Below are 20730 nucleotides of genomic sequence, written 5' to 3'. Positions count from 1 at the left end.
ACTGCGGATAGCTGGCGGCTACGCCGGAGGCATAAGCCTGTGCTCCGAAGTGCTGACGATTCTCTGGGGTATCCGAGGTACGCAGCGTACTGCCATCAATCGCGTAGCGGGCCAATCCGCGCCAGCTTCTTCCCTGCTGATGCCGCTCATCCCAAACCAGCGCGCTGAGCCCGAAGAGTTGGGCCAACGGTTCCTCGCCGAGGCGCTGCCGCGCCTGGGTCAAGGCGCTCTTGGCAATCTCTGGATTGACCTCGTCAGGCAGCACCAGATCGAGATGAGCGACGACCTCCGGGATGGGCTGATGCCGGTACATCGCCAAGGCAATGACCAGCCAGACGACCTGTTCGGCCGGCAATCTACGCCGGCGCACGCTGGCTTTGCCGGTCACTGCAAGCGCGTGGGCGATCCATGCGGGGTCAATTTGCTGAGAAAGTGCAGAGAAATCAGGGTGTTTATGAGCCTTGCTTACCATCTTGACCAACGTGAGGGAGTCAACTTGGCCGGAATATGAGCCAGATTCGCACCATGAAAAATGCCGTTCACTTGCTTAAGTGAACGGCATTACGGCCTAGGCCGGGCTTTTTATTGCCGGTTCCCTCAGGGTTGGCCGTACGACTGCGGCGCCACGGCACCCGCCTGCCACAGCGAACCCGATCAGCTAGCCAATTCCGTGCGTAAGAGCCGGCAGAACACCAGAAGCTCCCCGCTTGCACCACAAGCTAGCCCCCATTCCCCGCTTGTGTGAGCCGCGCTCAGCCGCGTGGGTGATGGCGGGCGTGCAGCTGCTTGAGCCGCTCGCGTGCCACGTGGGTGTAGATCTGCGTGGTGGAGATGTCAGCATGCCCCAGCAGCAGCTGCACCACGCGCAGGTCGGCACCATGGTTGACCAGGTGAGTGGCGAACGCATGCCGCAAGGTGTGCGGGCTGACCTTGGGCAGACCGAGTCGTTTTGCGTAGCTGGAGATCAGATACCAGGCCATCTGCCGGGTCATGCCGTCCTTACGCTGCGTAACGATCAGTGCGTCGCACTGCGTGCCGGCAAGAATCAGCGGACGCGCCTCGAGCAGGTAGCAGGTCAGCCATTCCTGGGCCACTTCGCCAACCGGAACCAATCGCTCCTTGTTGCCCTTGCCGATCGGCTGCACCAGACCATTGACGATGTCGAGCTGGTCGCGACGCAACGCCACCAGTTCGCTAATGCGCAGCCCAGTCGCGTACAGCAGCTCCAGCAACGCCCGGTCGCGCAGCCCGAGTGGCGTATCGACGTCTGGCGCTGCAAGCAGCGCCTCCACATGGGCCTCGGATAGGGTCTTGGGCAGCCGCTGCCCCAATCGTGGCGCTGCCAACCGGGCGCTGGGGTCGTCGGCACGCAAGCCTTCCGCACACAGATATTGGAAGAAACGACGCAAGGTCGATACCAGCCGCGCCCGGGTTGCTGGCTTCTCTTTGTCTGCGCTGGCGAGCAGCGCGTCCTCCAGTGCATCACGACCGGCCTCGGCAAGCCGGATACGGCGCTCGGCCAAGCGCAGCGCAAACTTGCGCAGGTCGCGCCGATAGGCGACCAGTGTGTTCTTCGCCAGGTTGTCGCTGAGCCAGAGCTGATCTAGGAACTGATCGATCAGCAGATCGTCAGCTGCGGCGATCGTGATAGGTGGTGCTTCACTCACAACAGCAATGCTCCCTCGTGCACCAATAGCCAGTGCTTGATCGACACCGTCGGCGACTCGATCGAACGATTGAAGCCTCCCAGCCCGCGCTGGGCCAGCACCCGGTGGCAGGGAATGATGATCGGCAGCGGATTGCGGCCGCAGGCACCACCGACCGCGCGGGCCACCGAGCCAGTACGTTCGGCCAACTCGCCGTAGCTACACGTCTCGCCGAACGGGATGGCGGCGATTTCGCGCCACACCTGCTGCTGGAACAGCGTGCCGACCGGCCGCAGCGGCAGATCGAAACGGAAGGTCGGGTCGGCAAAATAGGCGGAAAGCTGGTGGGCGGCCTCGGCGGCCAGCGAACCCGGCGGTGGCGTGAGCACGGGCTGCGGTTCGGTCAGGAAGTGCACAGCGAGCAGCGCGTCGGCGTCGGCAATCAGCCCCAGTTGGCCGAACGGCGCGCAGAGAATGGCGTGGTAGGTCATCGGCGCATAAAAAAAGCGCAAGGCACATGCCTTGCGCTTTTCATCATAAGCGAAAACGCTGGAATCAGGCCGAAACCTTGCGAGCCGGCAGTTTTTCCTTGATACGAGCCGACTTGCCGGTACGACCGCGCAGGTAGTACAGCTTGGCACGACGCACGTCACCGCGACGCTTCACTTCGATCGAAGCAACCAGCGGGGAGTGGGTCTGGAAGGTACGCTCAACGCCTTCACCGGCGGAGATCTTGCGCACGATGAACGAGCTGTTCAGACCGCGGTTACGCTTGGCGATCACCACGCCTTCGTAAGCCTGCAGACGTTCGCGGTTACCTTCCTTTACCTTCACCTGAACGATCACGGTGTCACCCGGGGCAAATTCAGGGATGGTCTTGCCGATGCGAGCGATTTCTTCTTGCTCGAGGATTTGGATCAGATCCATGTCAGGACTCCAGTTTTTCTGCGGGGTCTTGTTCCTGCTGATACTCAGTCAGCAGCCGAGACTCCAGTTTTGTCAAAGGACGGTTGGCCAGAAGTTCCGGCCGGCGCCGCCAAGTACGCCCCAACGACTGTTTCAGCCGCCAGCGCGCGATCAGGGCATGATTGCCGGACATCAGCACATCCGGCACCCGCATGCCCTGGAATTCTTCGGGACGGGTGTAATGCGGGCAGTCGAGCAGGCCGTTGACGAACGAGTCCTCGTAGGCCGATTGCGCATCGTTCAGCACGCCGGGCAACAGCCGCAGCACCGCATCGGTCAGCACCATCGCCGGCAGTTCGCCGCCGGACAACACATAGTCGCCGACCGATACTTCCTCGTCGACCTGCCGTTCGATCAACCGTTCGTCGACACCTTCGTAGCGCCCGCACAGCAGGATCAAACCCGGCCGTTGCGACAACTCTACCGCCTTGGCATGGTCAAAACGCTTGCCCTGCGGCGACAGATACACTACATGGCTCTGCTCAACGCCGGCTTCGCGCTGTCGCTGCTTCGCGGCAGCGATGGCTTTCTCCAGCGGTTCGATCAGCATCACCATGCCCGGGCCGCCGCCGTAGGGGCGGTCGTCCACCGTGCGATAGTTGTCGCTGGTGAAATCGCGCGGATTCCAGCCGGCGAAGCCCCAGATGCCGGTTTCCAGCGCCCGCCGGCTGACGCCGAAACGGGTGATGGAGTCGAACATCTCCGGAAACAGCGAAACGACGTCGATCTGCATCAGTAGTCGAGTTCCCAGTCGACCAGCACCTGCTTCTGCTTGAGGTTGACCTCGAGCACCACGTGCCCGACGAAGGGAATCAAGCGCTGCTGCGTGCCATCCTTCACCACCAGCACATCATTGGCGCCGGTTTCCATCAGGTTGGCGATCGTGCCGAGCGACTCGCCGGCGCGGTTGACCACCGCCAGACCAATCAGATCGGTCCAGTAGTACTCGTCCGCCCCAGTTTCTGGCAGCTCGCTGCGCGGTACCGCGATTGACAGGCCACGCATCGCAAATGCGACATCACGGTCTTCCACCCCCTCGAGCTTGGCTGCAATGGCTTTCGGCTGCACTACGCCTTCGACGAAGGTATAGGGCTTCCAGTTGCCATCCTTGCCGAGCCACCAAGTCGGGTAGTCGAACAGGCTGTCGCTATATTCGGTGTCGGCATGGATCTTGACCCAGCCGCGCACACCATGGGCGCCGCTGACATAGCCCATTATCACCAGATCAGCGTCACGCATGCGCCCTGCTTCCTGCTATCAAAGCCAGCTGCAATTAGGCAGCGACTTTCTGTTCTTTAATCAGCTTGGCAACCGCTTCGGTCACTTGAGCGCCAACACCGATCCAGTGGTTCAGGCGGTCGGCGGACAGACGTACGCGCTCTTCCTTCTCGTTGGCAACCGGGTTGTAGAAGCCAACGCGCTCGATGAAACGGCCGTCACGACGGTTGCGGGAGTCGGTCACTACCACGTTGTAGAACGGACGGTTCTTGGAGCCACCGCGAGCAAGACGAATCACTACCATTGTCGATGATCCTTAAATTCGGTATCAAGAAAAGTGCGGGATTTTAGGCCAGTTTTCCCTTATCTGGCAAGCGCTTATTCGGCACTGCCGGTCGCTCGGCGACGAATCGTGTGCCTTGCTTCGAACAAAATACTGCCCAGCGAAGGCGGGCGGCTTGGCCATATCGGGAGTCAGTCCGACAAACGGCAGGGTCAGCCAGCGGTGACGACTGACTCCGCCCCAGGCTGCAGCTCCTTGCTCACCAACGTCAGCGAGCGGTCTTCCGGATGCGGCTCGACCTTGAAGCCGAGCCTATGCATCAGTTTCAGCATGCCCTTGTTAGCCGCCAGCACCTCGCCGCGCATCGTGCTCAACCCCTGCTCGCGAGCGGCCTCAAACAAGGCCTCCATCAGCACGGGGCCAATGCCCTTGCCCTGCCAGCGATCGGCCACTTCGAGCGCGAATTCGCAGGCCTCGAAATCCGGATCGGTCATGAAGCGCGCCACCGCCAGCATTTCCTCAGCACCATCGTCGTTGGCACGGGTCATCGCCAGCGCCATCTCACGGTCGTAGTCGAGCTGGGTGAAGCGCACCAGCACCGATTGCGACAACTGCTTGATGCTCGACATGTAGCGGTTATAACGGCTTTCCTCCGACAGGTTGCGTACGAAATCCTGTTGCATTTCGGCATCTTCGGGCCGTACAGGGCGAATCGTCACCCGGGTGCCGTCCTTCAGCGTTGCACAGTGCAGCATGTGCATCGGATACGGCATGATCGCCATATGGCTGTAGCGGCGGCGCGAGCTACCGCGCACCTCGCCGACGATCATCCGCGCATCCAGTGCCAGGACGCCCTCCTCGTCGACCATCAGCGGATTGATGTCCAGCTCGCGGAGCTCTGGCAGTTCACAGACCATCTCCGACACGCGCAACAGCACATCCTTCAGCGCCTCGCGTTTGATCGGCGGCAGATTCTTGAACGCGCCGAGCGTCTGTCCGACTCGCGTCTTGCCAATCATGCTCTCGACCAAGTAGTCGTTGAGCGGCGGCAGCGAGATAGTCAGATCATCGATCACCTCAACCGCGATACCGCCGGTCCCAAAGGTGATTACCGGACCGAAGATCGCATCCTGCGCCACGCCGACCATCACCTCGCGGGCAGTACGACGCTTCTGCATCGGCTGGACGGTGACACCGTTCAGCCGCGCCAAGGGGCGTTTCTCGCGGGCACGCTGCAGGATCGCCGCGAAAGCTTGGCGCAGCGTGTTCTCGTTGCTGATGTTCAACTCCACCCCGCCGACATCCGACTTGTAAATGATGTCGGGCGAGTCGACCTTCAGCACCACCGGGTAGCCGAAGCGTTCGGCCAACTGCACAGCTTGGTCGGCGTCGGTCGCAAGCTCGGTCGGGTTCACTGGAATATTGAACGCGGCAAGCACCGCCTTCGACGCATATTCGGGCAGGATGGTCCGCCCGCTGGCCAATGCCTCGGCAATCACGGCCCGAGCGCGCGCCACGTTCGGCTCTGCACGCATGCCTTCGAGCGGCCCCGGTGTCTGCAACAGCAGTTGCTGGTTATGGTGGTAGGAGGCCAGGTTGCGAAACACCTCGATACCGTATTCTGGTGCGCGAAAGTGCACGCACTTGGCCTTAGTGAACAGCTCACGGCTACTCGATACCTTGGCATCGCCGAGCCAGGACAATAGCAGCGGCTTGCCGGTTTCGCGTTGCAGCCCGACCATCAGTTGGGCGGTGGTCAGGTGATCGGTGCCAGCCTGCGGGGTGAAGATGACCAGTACGCCGTCGACCCCTGGGTCGTCGAGGCAGACCTTCGCCGCGGTACGAAAGCGCATCGGGCTGGCGTCACCGATGATGTCGACCGGATTACCATGCGACCAGTTGCGCGGCAGGCTATCGTTGAGCAACGCCATCGTCTCGTCCGACAACGTCGCCAGCTCAACACCATTGGCATAGGCGCTATCGGCTGCCAGCACCCCCGGGCCGATGCCGTTGGTGACGATAGCCAGGCGCTTGCCGATCACCCGGTAGTTGGCCGCCAGTACTTTCACTGCGGTAAAGAGCTGCGCAATTGTCGCCACCCGCAGCACACCGGCGCGTGCGAGCGCGGTGTCGAACACATCGCCGCTCTCGACCAGGCTGCTAGTATGGGTCAGCCCGGTCACATGGTCCTCGAACCGCCCTGACTTGATCACGACCACCGGCTTACTGCGCGCTGCGGCTCGCAGCGCGCTCATGAACCGGCGTGCGTTATGGATGTGATGGATATGCAGCAGGATGCCCTGAGTCGAGCGGTCGGCCACCAAGAAATCGAGAATCTCGCCGAAGTCGACGTCGAGCGCCTCGCCGACCGACACCACGCTGGAAAAGCCGATCGCTTTGGTGTCGGCCCAATCGAGCATCGCCGCGCACAATGCGGACGATTGCGACACCAGCGCCAGGTTGCCCGGGCGCACAGTGCCGGTGTAGTTGCTGGCGTTAAAGCCAGCAACAGGACGCATCAAGCCCAGCACGTTAGGGCCGAGCACACGAATGCCGTGGTAACGCGCGATGGCCATCGCCTCGGTAAGGATGTCCCGCTCCAGCTCGTCGCTGTCAGAAAAATCCTTGCCAAGCAGCACCGCCTTGACCCCCTTCTTGCCGCAGTCACGCATCACCGCCGGCAAGGTACGCAGCGCGGTGACCACCACCGCCAGGTCGACCGGTTCGGCGATCAACCGTACCGAGGAGAACGCCATCTTGCCGCCAACCATGCGCCGGTTCAGGTTGACCGGAAACAGCTTGCCCTGGAAGTTGCCCGCCAGCAGGTTGGCGAACACTGCCTGGCCGAGCGAGCCAGGCGTGTCACTGGCACCGATCACGGCCACATTGCGCGGGGAGAACAGAGGGGTCAGATAATGCGGTTTCATCGCACAGAATCCAAAGCAGGTTGATCGATCGGGCGATGGCGATGGGCACTCGTCCGGGACTGCGTATCTATGGAGGTCGCCTACTGACAAACGGACCAGATATACCACAACGCGGGGGCAGCCCCTATCGATCGGTTGGCTCAGCCGACGACAACGATGACGATTATATAAGGTATACCTGTCAGACGACTCACAACCGGAAAGAGACAGGGCTATGATAGGGATGCACAAACTTAGTTGAAGACGCATTCTTCCCCAGCAAGCCCCGCTCCGAGCCCCACGGCCATTCGTTATGCATACCACTTCTCTCCCCCGTCCGCAGATTCGGCGCTACAGGAGTATGGTGCGGCACCGGCAATATTGATAAGCTGCGCGTTTTCGTTTTAACGTTTTTTGCGTCGCATCAAAAGACGGTCGTGTCATTACCCGTTGCCACTTGGCCATGGACACGACAGGAGACAGATATCATGACTCAACGCGTCGTCACCCTCGCCCATTACTATACGCAACCGGAAATCCAGCAGATGGCCGACAAGGTCGGCGACAGCCTGGAATTGTCGCTGTTTGCGCGCGAGGCAGAGGCTGACATCATCGTGTTCGCTGGCGTGCGCTTCATGGCCGAAACGGCCAAGATTCTCAACCCGAACGCTACCGTGATCTTGCCGGATGCCGGCTCAACCTGTTCGCTGGTCACCCAGACCGACGTCGCAGCACTGAAGACCTGGCGCGAGAGCTACCCGGACCATGTGCACGTGTCGTACATCAATTCGAGCGCCGAGCACAAGGCACTGTCCGACTGGATCGTCACCAGCCGCAACGTCGACGACATTATCGCCCACCTGTATGAACAGGGTAAGAAGGTGATCTTCTCGCCGGACCGCAATATGGGCGCCTATCTGAACTACCAGTACGGCTACGACATGCCTTTGTGGTCGGCGGTGTGCGAGGTGCACGACAAATTCAACGAGGCGGCGCTGAACGAGGCGCTCGGCGCTGTCAACGGCGAAGCCTACCTGATCGCCCACCCGGAGAGCCCCCTGCCAGTGCTCAAGCGTGCAGACTACGTCGGTTCGACCTCGGGCATGCTCAACTGGGTGAAGCAGTTCAGCGGCAACCCGGAGGCGGTGATCTTTGTCGCCACCGAAGACGGCATCCTCTACAACATGGGGTTGGCTCGTCCGGACCTTGACCTGCGCCAAGCTCCGATCTACGCCGGCTGCCAGTGCAACTCCTGTCCGTACATGAAGATGAACACCATCGAGGCGGTGAAACGTGCGCAACAGGGCATCGGTCTTAAGATCGACTACCTGACACCGGCACAGATGGACGCCGCTCGCTTGCCGATCGAGCGCATGCTCGATTTCAGCCAGCGCTACTACGCCTGACCCCGTACCCCCCCCCCGCCATCCGGCGGGGGCGGCACTTTCGGACAGCCTTATCCACCTGGCTTGGCCGAAGCCGCTTTCCGATCGGGATTTCATGGGGCTACAATCGGTAGCGTTGGCTACGGAGAGCGTATGAAATTCCTGATCAGTAACGACGACGGCTATTTTTCCCCCGGCATCGAACAACTGGCCGCCATCCTGTCCCGGCACGGGAAGGTGGTGGTGGTCGCCCCGGAACGCGACCGCAGCGCCGCGAGCAACTCACTGACACTCGACAGGCCGCTGACCGTGCGACGCGCCGCCAACGGCTTCCACTTCGTCAACGGCACTCCGACGGACTGCGTCCACTTGGCCGTCACCGGCCTGCTCGATTTTGTGCCGGACATGGTGTTCTCCGGCATCAATCACGGCCCGAACATGGGTGACGACACCTTGTATTCGGGCACCGTCGCCGCCGCCACGGAGGGCTTCCTGCTCGGCATCCCCTCGGTCGCAGTGTCGTTAGCCGGCAAATCCGGCCAGCACTTCGCCAGCGCGGCCCCGGTGATCGACCTGCTGGTCGAACGCTTTCGCTCCCAGCCGCTGCAGCAACCTGTGCTGCTCAACGTCAACATCCCCGATATACCAGCCGATGCGCTCGGCCCGGTCCAGATTACCCGTCTCGGCCGCCGCCACAAGGCAGAACCGGTGATCAAGACACAGAACCCGCGTGGCGAGACCATCTACTGGGTCGGCCCGGTCGGCCATGCCCAGGACGCCGGCAGCGGCACCGACTTTGCCGCCATTGCCGCCAACGCCGTGTCGATCACCCCGCTGATGATCGACCTGACCGCCACCACCCAACTAACCCAGATCAAGGACTGGCTGTGCCGCTGACTCCCGCCCTGCCCGCCTCCGGCATGTTGTCCGACCGCACTCGGCGCCGGATGAGTGAACGTTTGCGCCAAGCCGGCATCGAAGACACCAGGGTGCTTGACGTAATGGTCGAGGTGCCGCGCCACTTGTTCATTGATCAGGCGCTTGCCACACGTGCCTACGACGATGTATCGCTGCCGATCGGCCATGGCCAGACCATTTCCCAGCCGCTGACAGTGGCTCGAATGACGGAGCTGTTGCTCGCAGGGCGCACGCCGGGCAAGGTGTTGGAAATCGGCACCGGCTGTGGTTACCAAACCGCGGTATTGCTCAAACTCGGCGCCGAGGTGTACTCGATCGAGCGACTGGCGGCAATGCTGGAAATCGCTCGTCGCAATCTGCGCGCAACCAAGCTGGTGCACGCTCGGCTGGTGCATGGCGATGGCCACCTTGGCTTACCCGAGGCAGCACCGTTCGACGGCATCATCATGACTGCCGCCGCACGTCAGGTGCCGGAGGCATTGATCGAGCAACTGGCAGAAGGTGGCCGGCTGGTGATGCCGATCGGCGACGAGCAGGTTCAGCACCTGTGGCGCTTTGAGAAGACCCAACAAGGCATCCAGCAGAGCCGGCTCGAGCCGGTCAAGTTTGTGCCACTGTTGCCAGGACGCTCCTGAGCACAGGCAAAACGACAGCTGTGCTTGCCAGACAATTTACAACCGCTATCCGCTCCTTTATAAAGTTTAACACGGCATGCGAAACGCATTTATCGCTTCATCCCGTTCACTGGCCAGCCTGGCAGTATTCGCCGCGCTTGCCGGTTGTAGTTCGCTGATGCAACCCCCTGCGCAGATCGAATCAGGCCAGCGCACCACACCAGCCCCGACTGCGACACCAAACCGCAGCGCGCCCCTCCCGAACAATAACAACGGCGAAGGGGCTGTGGTCACGCCGCTGGAACCGAGCGCGCCACTGGCACCGAGCGCGCCGGTGCGGCCAAGCGGGTCGAGCAACGGCGGCGCCAGCGGTGCAAGCACGCACGTGGTGCAAGCGGGCGAGACGCTGTACCGCATATCAGTGACGAATGGTTTGAAGTACCAAGACGTGGCAGCATGGAACCAACTGAGCGACTACAACATCAAGGTTGGTCAGGTGTTGCGTCTGACGCCACCGGATGCCAGCAGTACCCCGATAACGCCGGAGACAACAGCGAGCAGCACCACGGCGGCTCCAGTCCCGGTCGTTTCGGGTAATAGCACGGTCGGCAGCAGTGCCATGCTCAAGATCTATCCGAAGGCGCTGAAGGAGCCGTACTCGGAAAACGCCGCCCGCAACCTGGCCGCGCAGAGCGAAGGCCGCAATAACGGCAGCGCCGCAAGCGGCAGCCAAGCCGTACAGGTGGCCGTAGCGACCTCGGGAGCTGCCGCAAGCAAACCGGCCGCTCGCCCCTCGCCCAAGACCGACAGTGCGGCCGACAACAGCGAGAGCAGTACCGGTGCGAGCACCACGAACAAACCGGCAGGCAAGGCTGCAGACAGCACCCTCATCACTTGGGGGTGGCCGGCCGAAGGCAAGATCGGCCGCGGCTTCTCGGACAGCAATAAGGGCATCGATATTCCCGGCAAGCCCGGCCAACCGATCTATGCCGCTGCAGACGGCAAAGTGGTGTATAGCGGCAGCGGCTTGCGCGGCTATGGCAAGCTGATCATTATCAAGCATGACAAGACCTTCTTGTCGGCTTACGCACATAACAGTTCATTGTTGGTCAAAGAAGGACAGGCAGTAAGGAAGGGGCAGAAGATCGCCGAAATGGGGAATACCGACGCGGATCAGGTGAAGCTGCACTTCGAAATTCGTCGGTTTGGCAAGCCGGTCGACCCGGCGCAGTATCTCGACAGTTCATCCTGAGCCGGGGAATCTGCTCCTGCACAGGACACTCAAATACATGGAGAGGGGGCTAGCCATGAGTGATGAGATCGAAATCCTCGACGAAGACGAAGTCGCCGACGAGGAGCATGTGCAGGAAGAGGCGGCGGAGAACGAAGCGGAGGAAAGCCAGGAAACGGCGACGCCCTATGAGGACATTGCCGATGTCACCCAGATCTATCTGAACGACATCGGCAACAACGCCCTGCTGACCCCGCCTCAAGAGCTAGAACTGGCCCGGCGGGTGGTGCAAGGCGACTTCGATGCCCGCCAGAAGATGATCGAGCACAATCTGCGCTTGGTCGTGAATATCGCGAAGCACTACATCAACCGAGGCCTTGCCCTGCTCGACCTGATCGAGGAAGGCAATATCGGCCTGATGCACGCGCTGGAAAAGTTCGACCCTGAGCGCGGCTTCCGTTTCTCGACCTACGCCACCTGGTGGATCCGCCAGAGCATTGAACGCGCAATCATGAACCAGTCGCGCACCATCCGCCTGCCGGTGCACGTGATCAAGGAACTGAACGTCTACCTGCGCGCCTCGCGTCACCTGGAAGCGCAGGCAGGCCGCGAGCCGACACTGGAAGAAATCGCTCACCTGGTCGGCAAGCCGGTCGAAGATGTACGCCGGGTACTGACGCTAAACGAACGGATGGCCTCGCTCGACGCCCCACTCGATATCGATCCGATGCTGTCGATCGGCGAGTCGATTCCCGACGAGCAGACCGAGGAACCCGAGATCCAGTTGCACAATGCCCAACTGGAACGCTTCGTGCACGAATGGCTGGCTCAGCTGAACGAGAAGCAGCGACTGGTGATCGAACGCCGCTACGGCCTGAACGGCCACGAGATCTGCACGCTGGAAGAACTGGCGGCCGCACTGTCGCTGACCCGCGAGCGGGTACGGCAAATCCAGATCGAGGGCCTGGAACAATTGCGCCGCATCCTGCGCCGCAAGGGCATCGCCAAGGATTTCCTGCTCTAACGCGAGACTTGCGCATCACAAACAAGCCGCCCGGAGGGCGGCTTGTTTTATTTCCCCCTCTGACTGCCCCTGCCAGCCTGGTCGCTCCGGTTGCATTTCAGCCCGGTTACGTGCAGACTGAAAAATTACCCAACTATGCTGGCAGCATCCAGCCGACCCGCCTCGCAAAGGGACGCGCGTGTTCACTTGGTTGAAAACTCGTTGGCACCGGACCGGCTTGACCGCCTATATCAGCCACCCCGATTGCCTGAAACATTTTATGGGCGTCGGCCACCCCGAATGTCCGGAACGCCTCACCGCCATCCGCGACCAACTGATGGCTTCGCAAATCTTCGACAGCCTTCAGGAAGTCGACGCCCCATTGGTCACCCCGCAGCAACTGGCGCGCATCCACCCGCCCCGTTACGTTGAATACTTGGAATCCTGCTCCCCCAGCGTGGGCAGCTTCCGCATCGACGCCGATACCGCCATGTCGCCGGGTACCCTGCTCGCCGCGCAGCGTGCCGCGGGGGCGGTGGTGAAGGCCGTGGAACTGGTCTGCGAGGACAAAGCGCCAAATGCATTCTGCGCGGTGCGCCCGCCTGGCCATCACGCCGAAAGCGCCCGGGCGATGGGGTTCTGCTTCTTCAACAACCTGGCTGTCGGCGTGGCGCATGCCCTGGCCACCTATAAGCTCGAACGGATCGCCATCGTCGACTTCGACGTACATCACGGCAATGGCACCGAGGAAATCTTCAAGGACGACCCGCGGGTGATGATGGTGTCGACCTTTCAGCACCCCTTCTACCCCTACTGCGGTGACGAGCCGCTCGGCCCGAACATGCACAATGTGCCACTGAAGGCCGGCAGCGGCGGACGCGAATTCCGCGAGGCGGTGGAAACGGTATGGCTGCCGCAGCTACACGCTTTCCAGCCGCAGATGCTGTTCATCTCGGCCGGCTTCGATGCCCACCGTGAGGACGACATGGGCTCGATGGGTCTGGTCGAGGCCGATTATGAATGGGTCACCCGCCATATGGTGCAGATTGCCGACCTGTATTGCCAAGGCCGGCTAGTGTCGGTACTGGAAGGTGGCTACGACCTCTCCGCCCTGGGGCGCAGCGTGGCGGCCCATCTGCGCGCCCTATCCGACCTGTGAAGATTGTCGAACGGCACAAAAAAATCCGGCTCGATGGCCGGATTTTTTGCGGGCAACGCTCACTCAGGAGTGGCTGGAGCCGTCGGCCTTGTCGCCGATTTTGGTCTCCTGCCCGCCCAGCAGGTTCAGGATGTTCGACTTGTGCCTCTGCACCACCAGGAAGGCGATGACGATGCAGCTGCCGAAATAGACGCTATGCGGTCCGATGATGAAAAAGGCGTACACCGGAGACAACACGGCCGCGATCAGCGCGGACAGCGACGAGATACGCAACACCAGCGCAACGAACAGCCAGGTGGCAACGGCGGCCAACGCCAGCCACACATTGAAACCGAACAGCACCCCCACCGCGGTCGCGACGCCCTTGCCGCCCTTGAAGCCGAAGAATAGCGGCCACATGTGTCCTACCAGCACCGCGATTGCGGACATCGCGATCAACTGCTCGCCAAGCCCATTCTGTGGCGCAAAGTGTGCGGCCAGAGCCACTGCAACCCAGCCCTTCAGGCCATCACCGAGCAGCGTCAGCACCGCAGCCAACTTCTTGCCGCTACGCAGCACGTTGGTAGCGCCCGGGTTGCCTGAGCCGTAACTACGCGGATCGGCCATGCCCATTGCACGGCTGACGATCACCGCAAACGAGAGCGAGCCGATCAGGTAGGCGGCAAGAACAAACGCAAACGCTATCGTGGTCATGACGATTTCACTAGAATATGGGGTTTCGGATTTTACGGTATCGAGCGGCGAAAACCCACTCTGCCGCTGACACATGGACATCATTTTCCTGCGCGAGGTGCGCGTCGACACCATTATCGGTGTATATGAATGGGAGCGGAAAGCCCCGCAAGCGATCGAACTGGACTTGGAGATCGGCATCCCGAGCGAGACGCCCTGCCATTCCGACAACATCCGCGACACTATCCATTATGGCGTGGTGGTCGACCGCCTGCGTGAACTACTGGCTCAGCAGCACTTCCTGCTGATCGAGGCATTGGCCGAACATATCGCGAAGATCATCCGCGAGGAGTTCGGCGCTCCTTGGGTCAGGGTAGGCGTAACCAAACTGGGCATTTTGCCCGGCGTGAAGCGCGTGGGGGTGATCATCGAGCGCGGCCACCGGCCTCATTGAGGTTACGCGACGTCAATTGAACGTCCAAGAGGCCCGCAACTCCTTCTTCTTGCCGGCCCGAAACGTGAGCTTGCCGCTCTCTCCCAGCTTGAACGATGGCCGCAGCCCGAGCCGACTCCCATCGCCACTGTCGATGCTCTCTAGCGAGAACGAGCCGGCCTGGAAGAGCGTGGATTCCTTTTCGCTGCCGGCCAAGCGCTGGGACCCAGTGCTTTCGATCGGAGAAGAACAGCTGATCGCCTCCGGAAGGCAGCCTTTTGCGAATACCGGCCGAACGAGCGCCAGCAACCAGAGCAAGATAAAAAAGCACAGTATCTTCACGGTTACCTCCCTCGGGGGTAAACGGATGGGCCACCATGCCTTCAGAATGACTCATCCCCGAGACAGCGCAAGGCCGATTCGGGGCAAAACGGGGTAGTAACGCGCGGTCACTGACTAACGGTTACGAATGAAATCAGCAGTATTGAAAAATGCCTCTAGCAGCTGCTGTTTTAATGAATCCTCACAGATCAGTTCGCCCACGGCCTGCCGCATGCACAGCATCCACTGGTCGCGAGCCTCCTCGTCCACCGCGAACGGCAGGTGACGTGCGCGCAGGCGCGGATGGCCAAAGGTCTCCATATAGAGCGGTGGCCCCCCGAGCCAGCCGGACAAGAACATATAGAGCTTCTCGCGCGAAGTAGTGAGATCCACGGGATGCATCGCACGCAGCGTCGCCACCGATGGATCGGCGTCCATGATGTCGTAGAAACGATCGGTCAACCAGCGCACCACGCCGGCACCACCGAGAAGTTGGTAAGGGGTCATCGACTGCATCGGGTTTCGGCAACTAAAGCAAGAAAAACCGGGGCATGATAGCAAGCTCCGCTTGTCCCGCCTATTCGCCGCCGACCGGCGCACAGCCGCCCCACTGTTTATCGCTCGCCAGAAAGATAGCTGTGCCCAGGTACTGGCAGCGGCAAGACTGCTTGCACGGCAGAGCACCGAGCCGTACCTGAATCCGATAGGAAACCGCTGCATGACTACGTCTTTTCTTCCATATAAGAGTCGCTAACAAACCCAGCGTAGCGGCCTTGGCTAGGCGTGCTGCCGCAGACCGTACAAGTAGTACGGCAGGCAGCACAACAACGCCAAGGGGGTTTTGTTAGCGGCTCTATCTAAGACAAGAACGTGATAGTGCGGCGTCTTTATAGCCAGAAAAGAGCCTTTTTGCTTGCTTTATGCAAAGACTGACTTAGCGCCCGGTGAAGGTAAAGCCTATCTCCGGTGCACGTCCGGCGATTAGTTCCGCCAATGCCTTGCCAGATCCAGCCCCCTCGGTCCAGCCCAGCGTACCGTGGCCGGTGTTGAGGAACAGGTTGGCGATGCGCGAGCGGCCGATCAACGGCACATTGCCCGGCGTTGCTGGGCGCAAACCGGTCCAGAACTGCGCGGCATCCCAGTCGCAGGCCTCCGGGAACAAGGCCTGGGCGCGGTCGGTCAGCAATCGGCAGCGACGTGGATTGAGCGTGCTTGAATAGCCGGCGAGCTCGGCGGTGCCGGCGATGCGCAGCCTGTCGCCAAGCCGGGACATCACGATCTTGCCTGCCTCGTCGGTCAGACTGACTGTCGGTGCGGCGGCCGGATCGCGCACCGGGATGGTGGCTGAATAGCCCTTGGCTGGGTAGACCGGCAAGCGCAGACCGGCGGTAGCGGCGATCAGCGGGCTATGGCTTCCCAGCGCCAACACATAGGCATCGCCATGTACCGTGGTGAAGGCACCGTCCGGACCGGTCACCGACACATTGCTGACCCGTCCGCCGGCGGTCCCCAGGGCGTTGATCCGGGTGGCGAAACGGAAGTTCACGCCTAGCGTCACGGCCTGCTCGGCCAGCGCCGTCGTAAACAGGTGCACGTCGCCGGACTGATCGCTCTCGCAATAGGTGGCGCCGGCGAACTGGCCGGCCACCGCTGCGAGTGCAGGCTCCAGTCGCGCTAGTTCGTTGCGATCGACCACCCGCTTGTCTATGCCGTAAACGGCCATCAGCTCGGCCACGCGGGCTGCAGCGTCGAGTTCTTGCTGGGTCTCATACAGGCTGAGGATGCCGCGCCGCAGATGGTCGAACGCAATGCCGGTGTCAGCGATGATCTCGGCCATCGCCAACCGACTGTAGCTACCGATCGCCAGCATCTGGCACATATTGTGTTCGGCACGCTCGCGCCGACACTCCAGCAGGAAGCGCAGCCCCCATTCCCACTGCGCCGGATCGAGGCGCAAGCGGAACAATAGCGGCGCATCCTCCTGAAACAGCCAGCGCAACACCTTGAGCGGCATGCCCGGCTGCGCCCACGGCTCGGACTGGCTGACCGACAGCTGCCCGCCATTGGCGAAGCTGGTTTCTCGCGCCGCCCCGGTGCCGCGGTCGATCACCGTCACCTCGTGTCCGTCACGCGCCAGAAACCAAGCCGTCGACACCCCGACGATGCCCGACCCGAGTACCACCACCTTCATCTGCTTTGTCCCATGCAAACGCGGGCGACATAGGCCCGCGTCATTTTTTCATTGCACTCGGCCAACGCTGGCCGAATTCCACCGCTCTCACTATCGTCCACAACATCCCCATCAGCATCACGGCGGCCACCATGCCTAGCGGCGCCATGACCGGGAATGAAGGGTGATGCTCAACGCGGCCTGGCGTGCTCGTACACCGTCTTGCCGCGCAGCTTAAACAGGTCGGCGGCGAAGTAGACGTTTTCCGAATGACCGACGAACAAGAGTCCGTCCGGCTTCAACAGTGGTGCAAACTTGCGCAGCACCGCGTACTGCGTCTCCCGATCGAAATAGATCATCACGTTCCGGCAGAAGATCGCATCGAACTGCTGGCGCATCGGCCAGCCCGACTCGATCAGGTTCAGCGGCGAGAAGCGAATCATCTGGCGCAACGCCGGCTTGGCCTGATACTGGCCATCCGACAGCCTGTCGAAGTAACGCGCCGCGTAGCCTGCCGGCAGTTTGGCGATCTTGTCGGTACCGTATAGCCCCTTTCGGCCCACCTCGAGCACGCTGGTATCGAGATCGGTCGCCAGCAGCGACACATTGCTGCGCGGCACCGCCTCCAGCGCAGTCATCGCGATCGAATACGGCTCCTCGCCAGTGGACGCCGCCGCACACCAGATCTGCAGATCGCCGCGCCCAGCGCGCTCGCGCAGGTGCTCGGCCAGGATAGGGAAATGGTGCTCCTCGCGGAAAAAGAAGGTCAGGTTGGTCGTCAGCGCGTTGACGAACTGCTCGAACTCGCCACGCCCGTTCGACGACTCCAGGTAATCAACGTAGGCAGTGAAGCTGGACAGCTGCAGCGCCCGCAGTCGGCGCACCAGGCGACCATACACCATGTCCTTCTTGGAAGGATTGAGCGCAATGCCGGCCTTCTGGTAGATCAGTCGACGGATGCGCTCGAAGTCGGCCTCGGAAAACACAAACTCGCGGGTAAATTCGAAACTGGGCAGGACGATGGGCGGAATCTTGTTCATGCAGCCTTCCGGTCAGCGCAAAAAAACCCGGGCACTGGGCCCGGGCTTGTGTCGGAGTCCGGTCTTAGGCCGAGAATGAGGAACCACAGCCGCAGGTGGTGGTCGCGTTCGGGTTCTTGATCACGAACTGCGAACCTTCCAGGCTTTCCTGGTAGTCGATCTCGGCGCCAACCAGGTACTGATAGCTCATCGGGTCAACCAGGAAGGTCACACCGTCGCGCTCGATCGGCGTGTCGTCTTCATTGGCGATTTCGTCGAAGGTGAAGCCGTACTGGAAGCCCGAGCAGCCACCACCGGTCACGAACACGCGCAGTTTCAGGTCCGGGTTGCCCTCTTCGGCAATCAGGTCGCGCACCTTGGCGCAAGCGCTGTCGGTGAAGTTGATCGGAGACGGCATTTCGGTAGCAGTAGTCATTTGGCTTGCCTCAAACTGGAAACAGGGCGCCGCAGGGGGTCACGGCAAATCATCCCACTATTTTAGTCGGGAATGGGGGCAACTGGCGAGAGTTCAAGCCCCGGTTCCCAATTCGACGTTCAATTGCGCAACAGGTTCCAACAGCTCCGGCCCGTTTACGGCAGCAGCGGCACCACCTGGAGGCCCGCATCCTCGGGCAGACCGAACATCAGGTTCATCACTTGCACCGCTTGGCCGGAAGCGCCCTTCACCAGGTTGTCCTCGACCACCAGAATCACCAGCAAGTCGCCATTGCCCGGGCGATGTACCGCAATACGCGCGGTGTTGGAGCCGCGCACCGAACGGGTCTCCGGGTGGCTGCCGGCCGGCAGCACGTCGACGAACGCTTCGCCCGCGTAGCGTGCCTCGAACAGCGCCTGGAAGTCGGTGTCGCGCCCTTCCGGCGTGAGTCGAGCGTAGATGGTCGAATGGATGCCACGGATCATCGGCGTCAAATGCGGCACGAAGGTCAACTTGACCGGCGCGCCGTGGATCACCGACAGGCCCTGCTCGATCTCCGGGCTGTGGCGGTGGCCTTTCACGCCGTAGGCCTTGAAGTTGTCGCCCGCTTCCGCAAACAGGGTGCCGACCTCGGCCTTGCGGCCGGCGCCGGACACGCCCGACTTGCAGTCGGCGATCAGCGTCTGCGTGTCGATCAGCTGCTTGCCGCCTTCGAGCAGCGGTAGCAGGCCCAGCTGCACCGAGGTCGGGTAGCAGCCGGCCATGCCGATCAGCCGCGCCTGCTTGATCGCCTCGCGGTTCACTTCGGGCAGGCCGTATACCGCTTCGGCCAGCAGGTCCGTGCAGCTGTGCTCCATCGCGTACCAGCGCTGGAATTCGGCCGGGTCTTTCAGGCGGAAGTCGGCGGCCAGGTCGATCACCTTCACGCCGGCATCGAGCAGTTCGCGCGCCTGGGCCATCGCCACACCATGAGGGGTGGCGAAGAACACCACGTCGCACTCGGTCAGCTTGGCCTCTTCCGGTGTCGAGAACGCCACGTCGACACGGCCGCGCAGGCTCGGGAACATCTCGGCGACCGGCATGCCGGCCTCCTTGCGCGAGGTGACCGCCGTCACGCGCGCCAACGGGTGCCCCGCCAGCAAACGCAACAGTTCCACCCCGGTGTAACCGGTGCCGCCTACGATGCCAACCTTGATCATGACCTTGCCTCAACCGTAAAAATATGTCGCAAAGACGACATGGTAAGACTCGTTTGGGTGCGTCGCAACAAGGAAACGCACCAGCGGCGCCCCGCCCGCCCTGACGACCTCGCACCGAGTCGGCCACCAACCTCAATCACGGCCATGCAGACAAGAAAAAAGCCGCCCAGAGGCGGCTTTTTTGAACCAGCAGATCGCAGCGATTAACGCTTCGAGAACTGCTTGGCGCGGCGTGCTTTGCGCAGACCGACTTTTTTACGCTCAACTTCACGAGCGTCGCGGGTCACGAAGCCTGCGTTCGACAGAGCCGACTTCAGCTCGGCGCTGAAGTCGATCAGCGCGCGGGTGATGCCGTGACGGATCGCGCCGGCCTGGCCGGTTTCGCCACCACCGGTCACGTTCACTTTGATGTCGAACGATTCGAGGTGCTGGGTCAGTGCCAGCGGCTGGCGGATCACCATGCGGCCGGTTTCGCGAGCAAAGTATTCGTCAACCGGCTTGCCGTTGACGATGATCTGGCCGCTGCCCTTTTGCAGGAACACACGAGCTACCGAGCTCTTGCGACGGCCGGTGCCGTAGTAGTATTTACCGTTCATCGTGTTGCCTCAGAAATCAGATTTCCAGCGCTTTCGGCTGCTGGGCGGCGTGCGGGTGTTCGCCACCGGCGTACACCTTCAGCTTCTTGATCATGGCGTAGCCCAGCGGGCCCTTCGGGAGCATGCCTTTCACGGCCTTCTCCAGAACGCGTTCCGGGAACTGGTTCTGCAGTTCGGTGAAGGTGCGCTGGTAGATACCGCCCGGGTAACCGGTGTGGCGGTAGTACACTTTGTCCTGTGCCTTGGCACCGGTCACGCGCAGCTTGTCGACGTTGATCACAACAATGTAATCACCGGTGTCAACGTGCGGGGTGAATTCCGGCTTGTGCTTGCCGCGCAGACGACGAGCGACTTCAGCAGCAACGCGGCCGAGTACCTTGTCGGTAGCGTCAACCACGAACCACTCGCGCTTTACCTCATGAGGCTTGGCAGAAAAGGTCTTCATGGAACTCTTCCATCGTAATTCTTGAAAGTTCCGGATTCTATTACAGGGGGGTGACCCTGTCAAACCACTGGGAAAGAAAGGAAAATTGCGGACGCCGGAAGTGTGCAAAC

Annotated in this window: 24 protein-coding genes; 7 read left to right on the top strand and 17 right to left on the bottom strand. The window is 61.5% G+C overall.

All coding sequences use genetic code 11. The features are described 5' to 3' along the window. From QU481_RS16890 to QU481_RS16855, 8 genes are all read right to left on the bottom strand, one after another. The coding region (locus tag QU481_RS16890) for a transposase domain-containing protein (RefSeq protein WP_289831200.1) at positions 1–472 on the bottom strand (472 nt) is incomplete at its 3' end. Positions 473–752: 280 nt separating this feature from the next. Then, positions 753–1667 (bottom strand): site-specific tyrosine recombinase XerD, encoded by a 915-nt coding sequence (gene xerD, locus QU481_RS16885; RefSeq protein WP_289831199.1) that lies wholly within the window; start codon positions 1665–1667, stop codon positions 753–755. Continuing rightward, positions 1664–2158: a methylated-DNA--[protein]-cysteine S-methyltransferase gene (locus QU481_RS16880; RefSeq protein ID WP_289831198.1), complete on the bottom strand. Its 495-nt coding sequence runs from the start codon at positions 2156–2158 to the stop codon at positions 1664–1666. Before QU481_RS16880 ends, xerD begins: the two co-directional genes overlap by 4 nt. Positions 2159–2201: 43 nt before the next feature. After that, positions 2202–2573: a 50S ribosomal protein L19 gene (rplS, locus tag QU481_RS16875; protein ID WP_289831197.1), complete on the bottom strand. Its 372-nt coding sequence runs from the start codon at positions 2571–2573 to the stop codon at positions 2202–2204. A 1-nt stretch (position 2574) separates the two neighbouring features. Further along, positions 2575–3345 (bottom strand): tRNA (guanosine(37)-N1)-methyltransferase TrmD, encoded by a 771-nt coding sequence (gene trmD / locus QU481_RS16870; RefSeq protein WP_289831196.1) that lies wholly within the window; start codon positions 3343–3345, stop codon positions 2575–2577. After that, positions 3345–3851 carry a ribosome maturation factor RimM gene (gene rimM / locus QU481_RS16865; protein ID WP_289831195.1) on the bottom strand — a complete coding sequence of 169 codons (507 nt, stop codon included), beginning with the start codon at positions 3849–3851 and terminating at the stop codon, positions 3345–3347. The genes trmD and rimM overlap by 1 nt, the downstream gene beginning before the upstream one ends. Positions 3852–3885: 34 nt before the next feature. Further along, entirely contained in the window at positions 3886–4134 is a 249-nt protein-coding gene (gene rpsP / locus QU481_RS16860; RefSeq protein ID WP_289831194.1) for a 30S ribosomal protein S16, read from the bottom strand. A gap of 191 nt (positions 4135–4325) precedes the next feature. After that, entirely contained in the window at positions 4326–7040 is a 2715-nt protein-coding gene (locus tag QU481_RS16855) for a bifunctional acetate--CoA ligase family protein/GNAT family N-acetyltransferase (RefSeq protein ID WP_289831193.1), read from the bottom strand. Positions 7041–7507: 467 nt separating this feature from the next. Here QU481_RS16855 and nadA point away from each other — a divergent pair, with 467 nt between their 5' ends. The 6 genes from nadA (at position 7508) to QU481_RS16825 (ending at position 13329) form a co-directional block, all read left to right on the top strand. Beyond that, a complete protein-coding gene (gene nadA / locus QU481_RS16850; protein WP_289831192.1) occupies positions 7508–8425 on the top strand; it encodes a quinolinate synthase NadA in 918 nt (305 codons plus the stop codon). Between the two features lie 132 nt (positions 8426–8557). Beyond that, the gene (gene surE / locus QU481_RS16845; protein WP_289831191.1) at positions 8558–9301 is read left to right on the top strand and encodes a 5'/3'-nucleotidase SurE; all 744 of its coding nucleotides are present in this window, start codon (positions 8558–8560) and stop codon (positions 9299–9301) included. Next, the gene (locus tag QU481_RS16840; protein ID WP_435382747.1) at positions 9286–9957 is read left to right on the top strand and encodes a protein-L-isoaspartate(D-aspartate) O-methyltransferase; all 672 of its coding nucleotides are present in this window, start codon (positions 9286–9288) and stop codon (positions 9955–9957) included. The genes surE and QU481_RS16840 overlap by 16 nt, the downstream gene beginning before the upstream one ends. Before the next feature lie 76 nt (positions 9958–10033). Beyond that, the gene (locus QU481_RS16835) at positions 10034–11188 is read left to right on the top strand and encodes a peptidoglycan DD-metalloendopeptidase family protein (protein WP_346432450.1); all 1155 of its coding nucleotides are present in this window, start codon (positions 10034–10036) and stop codon (positions 11186–11188) included. A 55-nt stretch (positions 11189–11243) separates the two neighbouring features. After that, positions 11244–12191 (top strand): RNA polymerase sigma factor RpoS, encoded by a 948-nt coding sequence (gene rpoS / locus QU481_RS16830; RefSeq protein ID WP_289831189.1) that lies wholly within the window; start codon positions 11244–11246, stop codon positions 12189–12191. Between the two features lie 178 nt (positions 12192–12369). Continuing rightward, on the top strand, positions 12370–13329 hold the full coding sequence (locus tag QU481_RS16825; RefSeq protein ID WP_289831188.1) for a histone deacetylase family protein: 960 nt from the start codon (positions 12370–12372) through the stop codon (positions 13327–13329). 63 nt (positions 13330–13392) lie between these two features. On the opposite strand, the gene plsY is transcribed toward QU481_RS16825, so the two are convergent. Next, complete coding sequence (plsY, locus tag QU481_RS16820; RefSeq protein WP_289831187.1) at positions 13393–14022, bottom strand: glycerol-3-phosphate 1-O-acyltransferase PlsY; 630 nt, start codon at positions 14020–14022, stop codon at positions 13393–13395. A 73-nt stretch (positions 14023–14095) separates the two neighbouring features. Between plsY and folB the strand changes: the two genes are divergently transcribed. Further along, positions 14096–14455, top strand: a complete 360-nt coding sequence (gene folB, locus QU481_RS16815) for a dihydroneopterin aldolase (RefSeq protein WP_289831186.1) — start codon at positions 14096–14098, stop codon at positions 14453–14455. A 12-nt stretch (positions 14456–14467) separates the two neighbouring features. On the opposite strand, the gene QU481_RS16810 is transcribed toward folB, so the two are convergent. The 8 genes from QU481_RS16810 to rplM all read right to left on the bottom strand — a co-directional run bounded on the left by QU481_RS16810 (position 14468) and on the right by rplM (position 20620). Next, on the bottom strand, positions 14468–14776 hold the full coding sequence (locus QU481_RS16810) for a hypothetical protein (protein WP_289831185.1): 309 nt from the start codon (positions 14774–14776) through the stop codon (positions 14468–14470). 114 nt (positions 14777–14890) lie between these two features. After that, the gene (locus QU481_RS16805; protein WP_289831184.1) at positions 14891–15271 is read right to left on the bottom strand and encodes a group II truncated hemoglobin; all 381 of its coding nucleotides are present in this window, start codon (positions 15269–15271) and stop codon (positions 14891–14893) included. A gap of 418 nt (positions 15272–15689) precedes the next feature. Continuing rightward, positions 15690–16946 (bottom strand): D-amino acid dehydrogenase, encoded by a 1257-nt coding sequence (locus tag QU481_RS16800; RefSeq protein ID WP_289831183.1) that lies wholly within the window; start codon positions 16944–16946, stop codon positions 15690–15692. 170 nt (positions 16947–17116) lie between these two features. Then, complete coding sequence (locus tag QU481_RS16795) at positions 17117–17965, bottom strand: CheR family methyltransferase (RefSeq protein ID WP_289831182.1); 849 nt, start codon at positions 17963–17965, stop codon at positions 17117–17119. 64 nt (positions 17966–18029) lie between these two features. Beyond that, the gene (erpA, locus tag QU481_RS16790) at positions 18030–18380 is read right to left on the bottom strand and encodes an iron-sulfur cluster insertion protein ErpA (protein ID WP_289831181.1); all 351 of its coding nucleotides are present in this window, start codon (positions 18378–18380) and stop codon (positions 18030–18032) included. Positions 18381–18535: 155 nt separating this feature from the next. After that, complete coding sequence (gene argC / locus QU481_RS16785; RefSeq protein WP_289831180.1) at positions 18536–19579, bottom strand: N-acetyl-gamma-glutamyl-phosphate reductase; 1044 nt, start codon at positions 19577–19579, stop codon at positions 18536–18538. A gap of 203 nt (positions 19580–19782) precedes the next feature. Continuing rightward, complete coding sequence (gene rpsI, locus QU481_RS16780; RefSeq protein WP_289831179.1) at positions 19783–20175, bottom strand: 30S ribosomal protein S9; 393 nt, start codon at positions 20173–20175, stop codon at positions 19783–19785. Between the two features lie 16 nt (positions 20176–20191). Beyond that, on the bottom strand, positions 20192–20620 hold the full coding sequence (gene rplM / locus QU481_RS16775) for a 50S ribosomal protein L13 (RefSeq protein WP_289831178.1): 429 nt from the start codon (positions 20618–20620) through the stop codon (positions 20192–20194). Between the last annotated feature and the right edge of the window lie 110 nt (positions 20621–20730).

Source organism: Crenobacter oryzisoli (assembly GCF_030385785.1).
Taxonomy (GTDB): Bacteria; Pseudomonadota; Gammaproteobacteria; order Burkholderiales; family Chromobacteriaceae; genus Crenobacter_A; species Crenobacter_A oryzisoli.
This window is presented reverse-complemented; position numbering and strand designations above follow the sequence as displayed.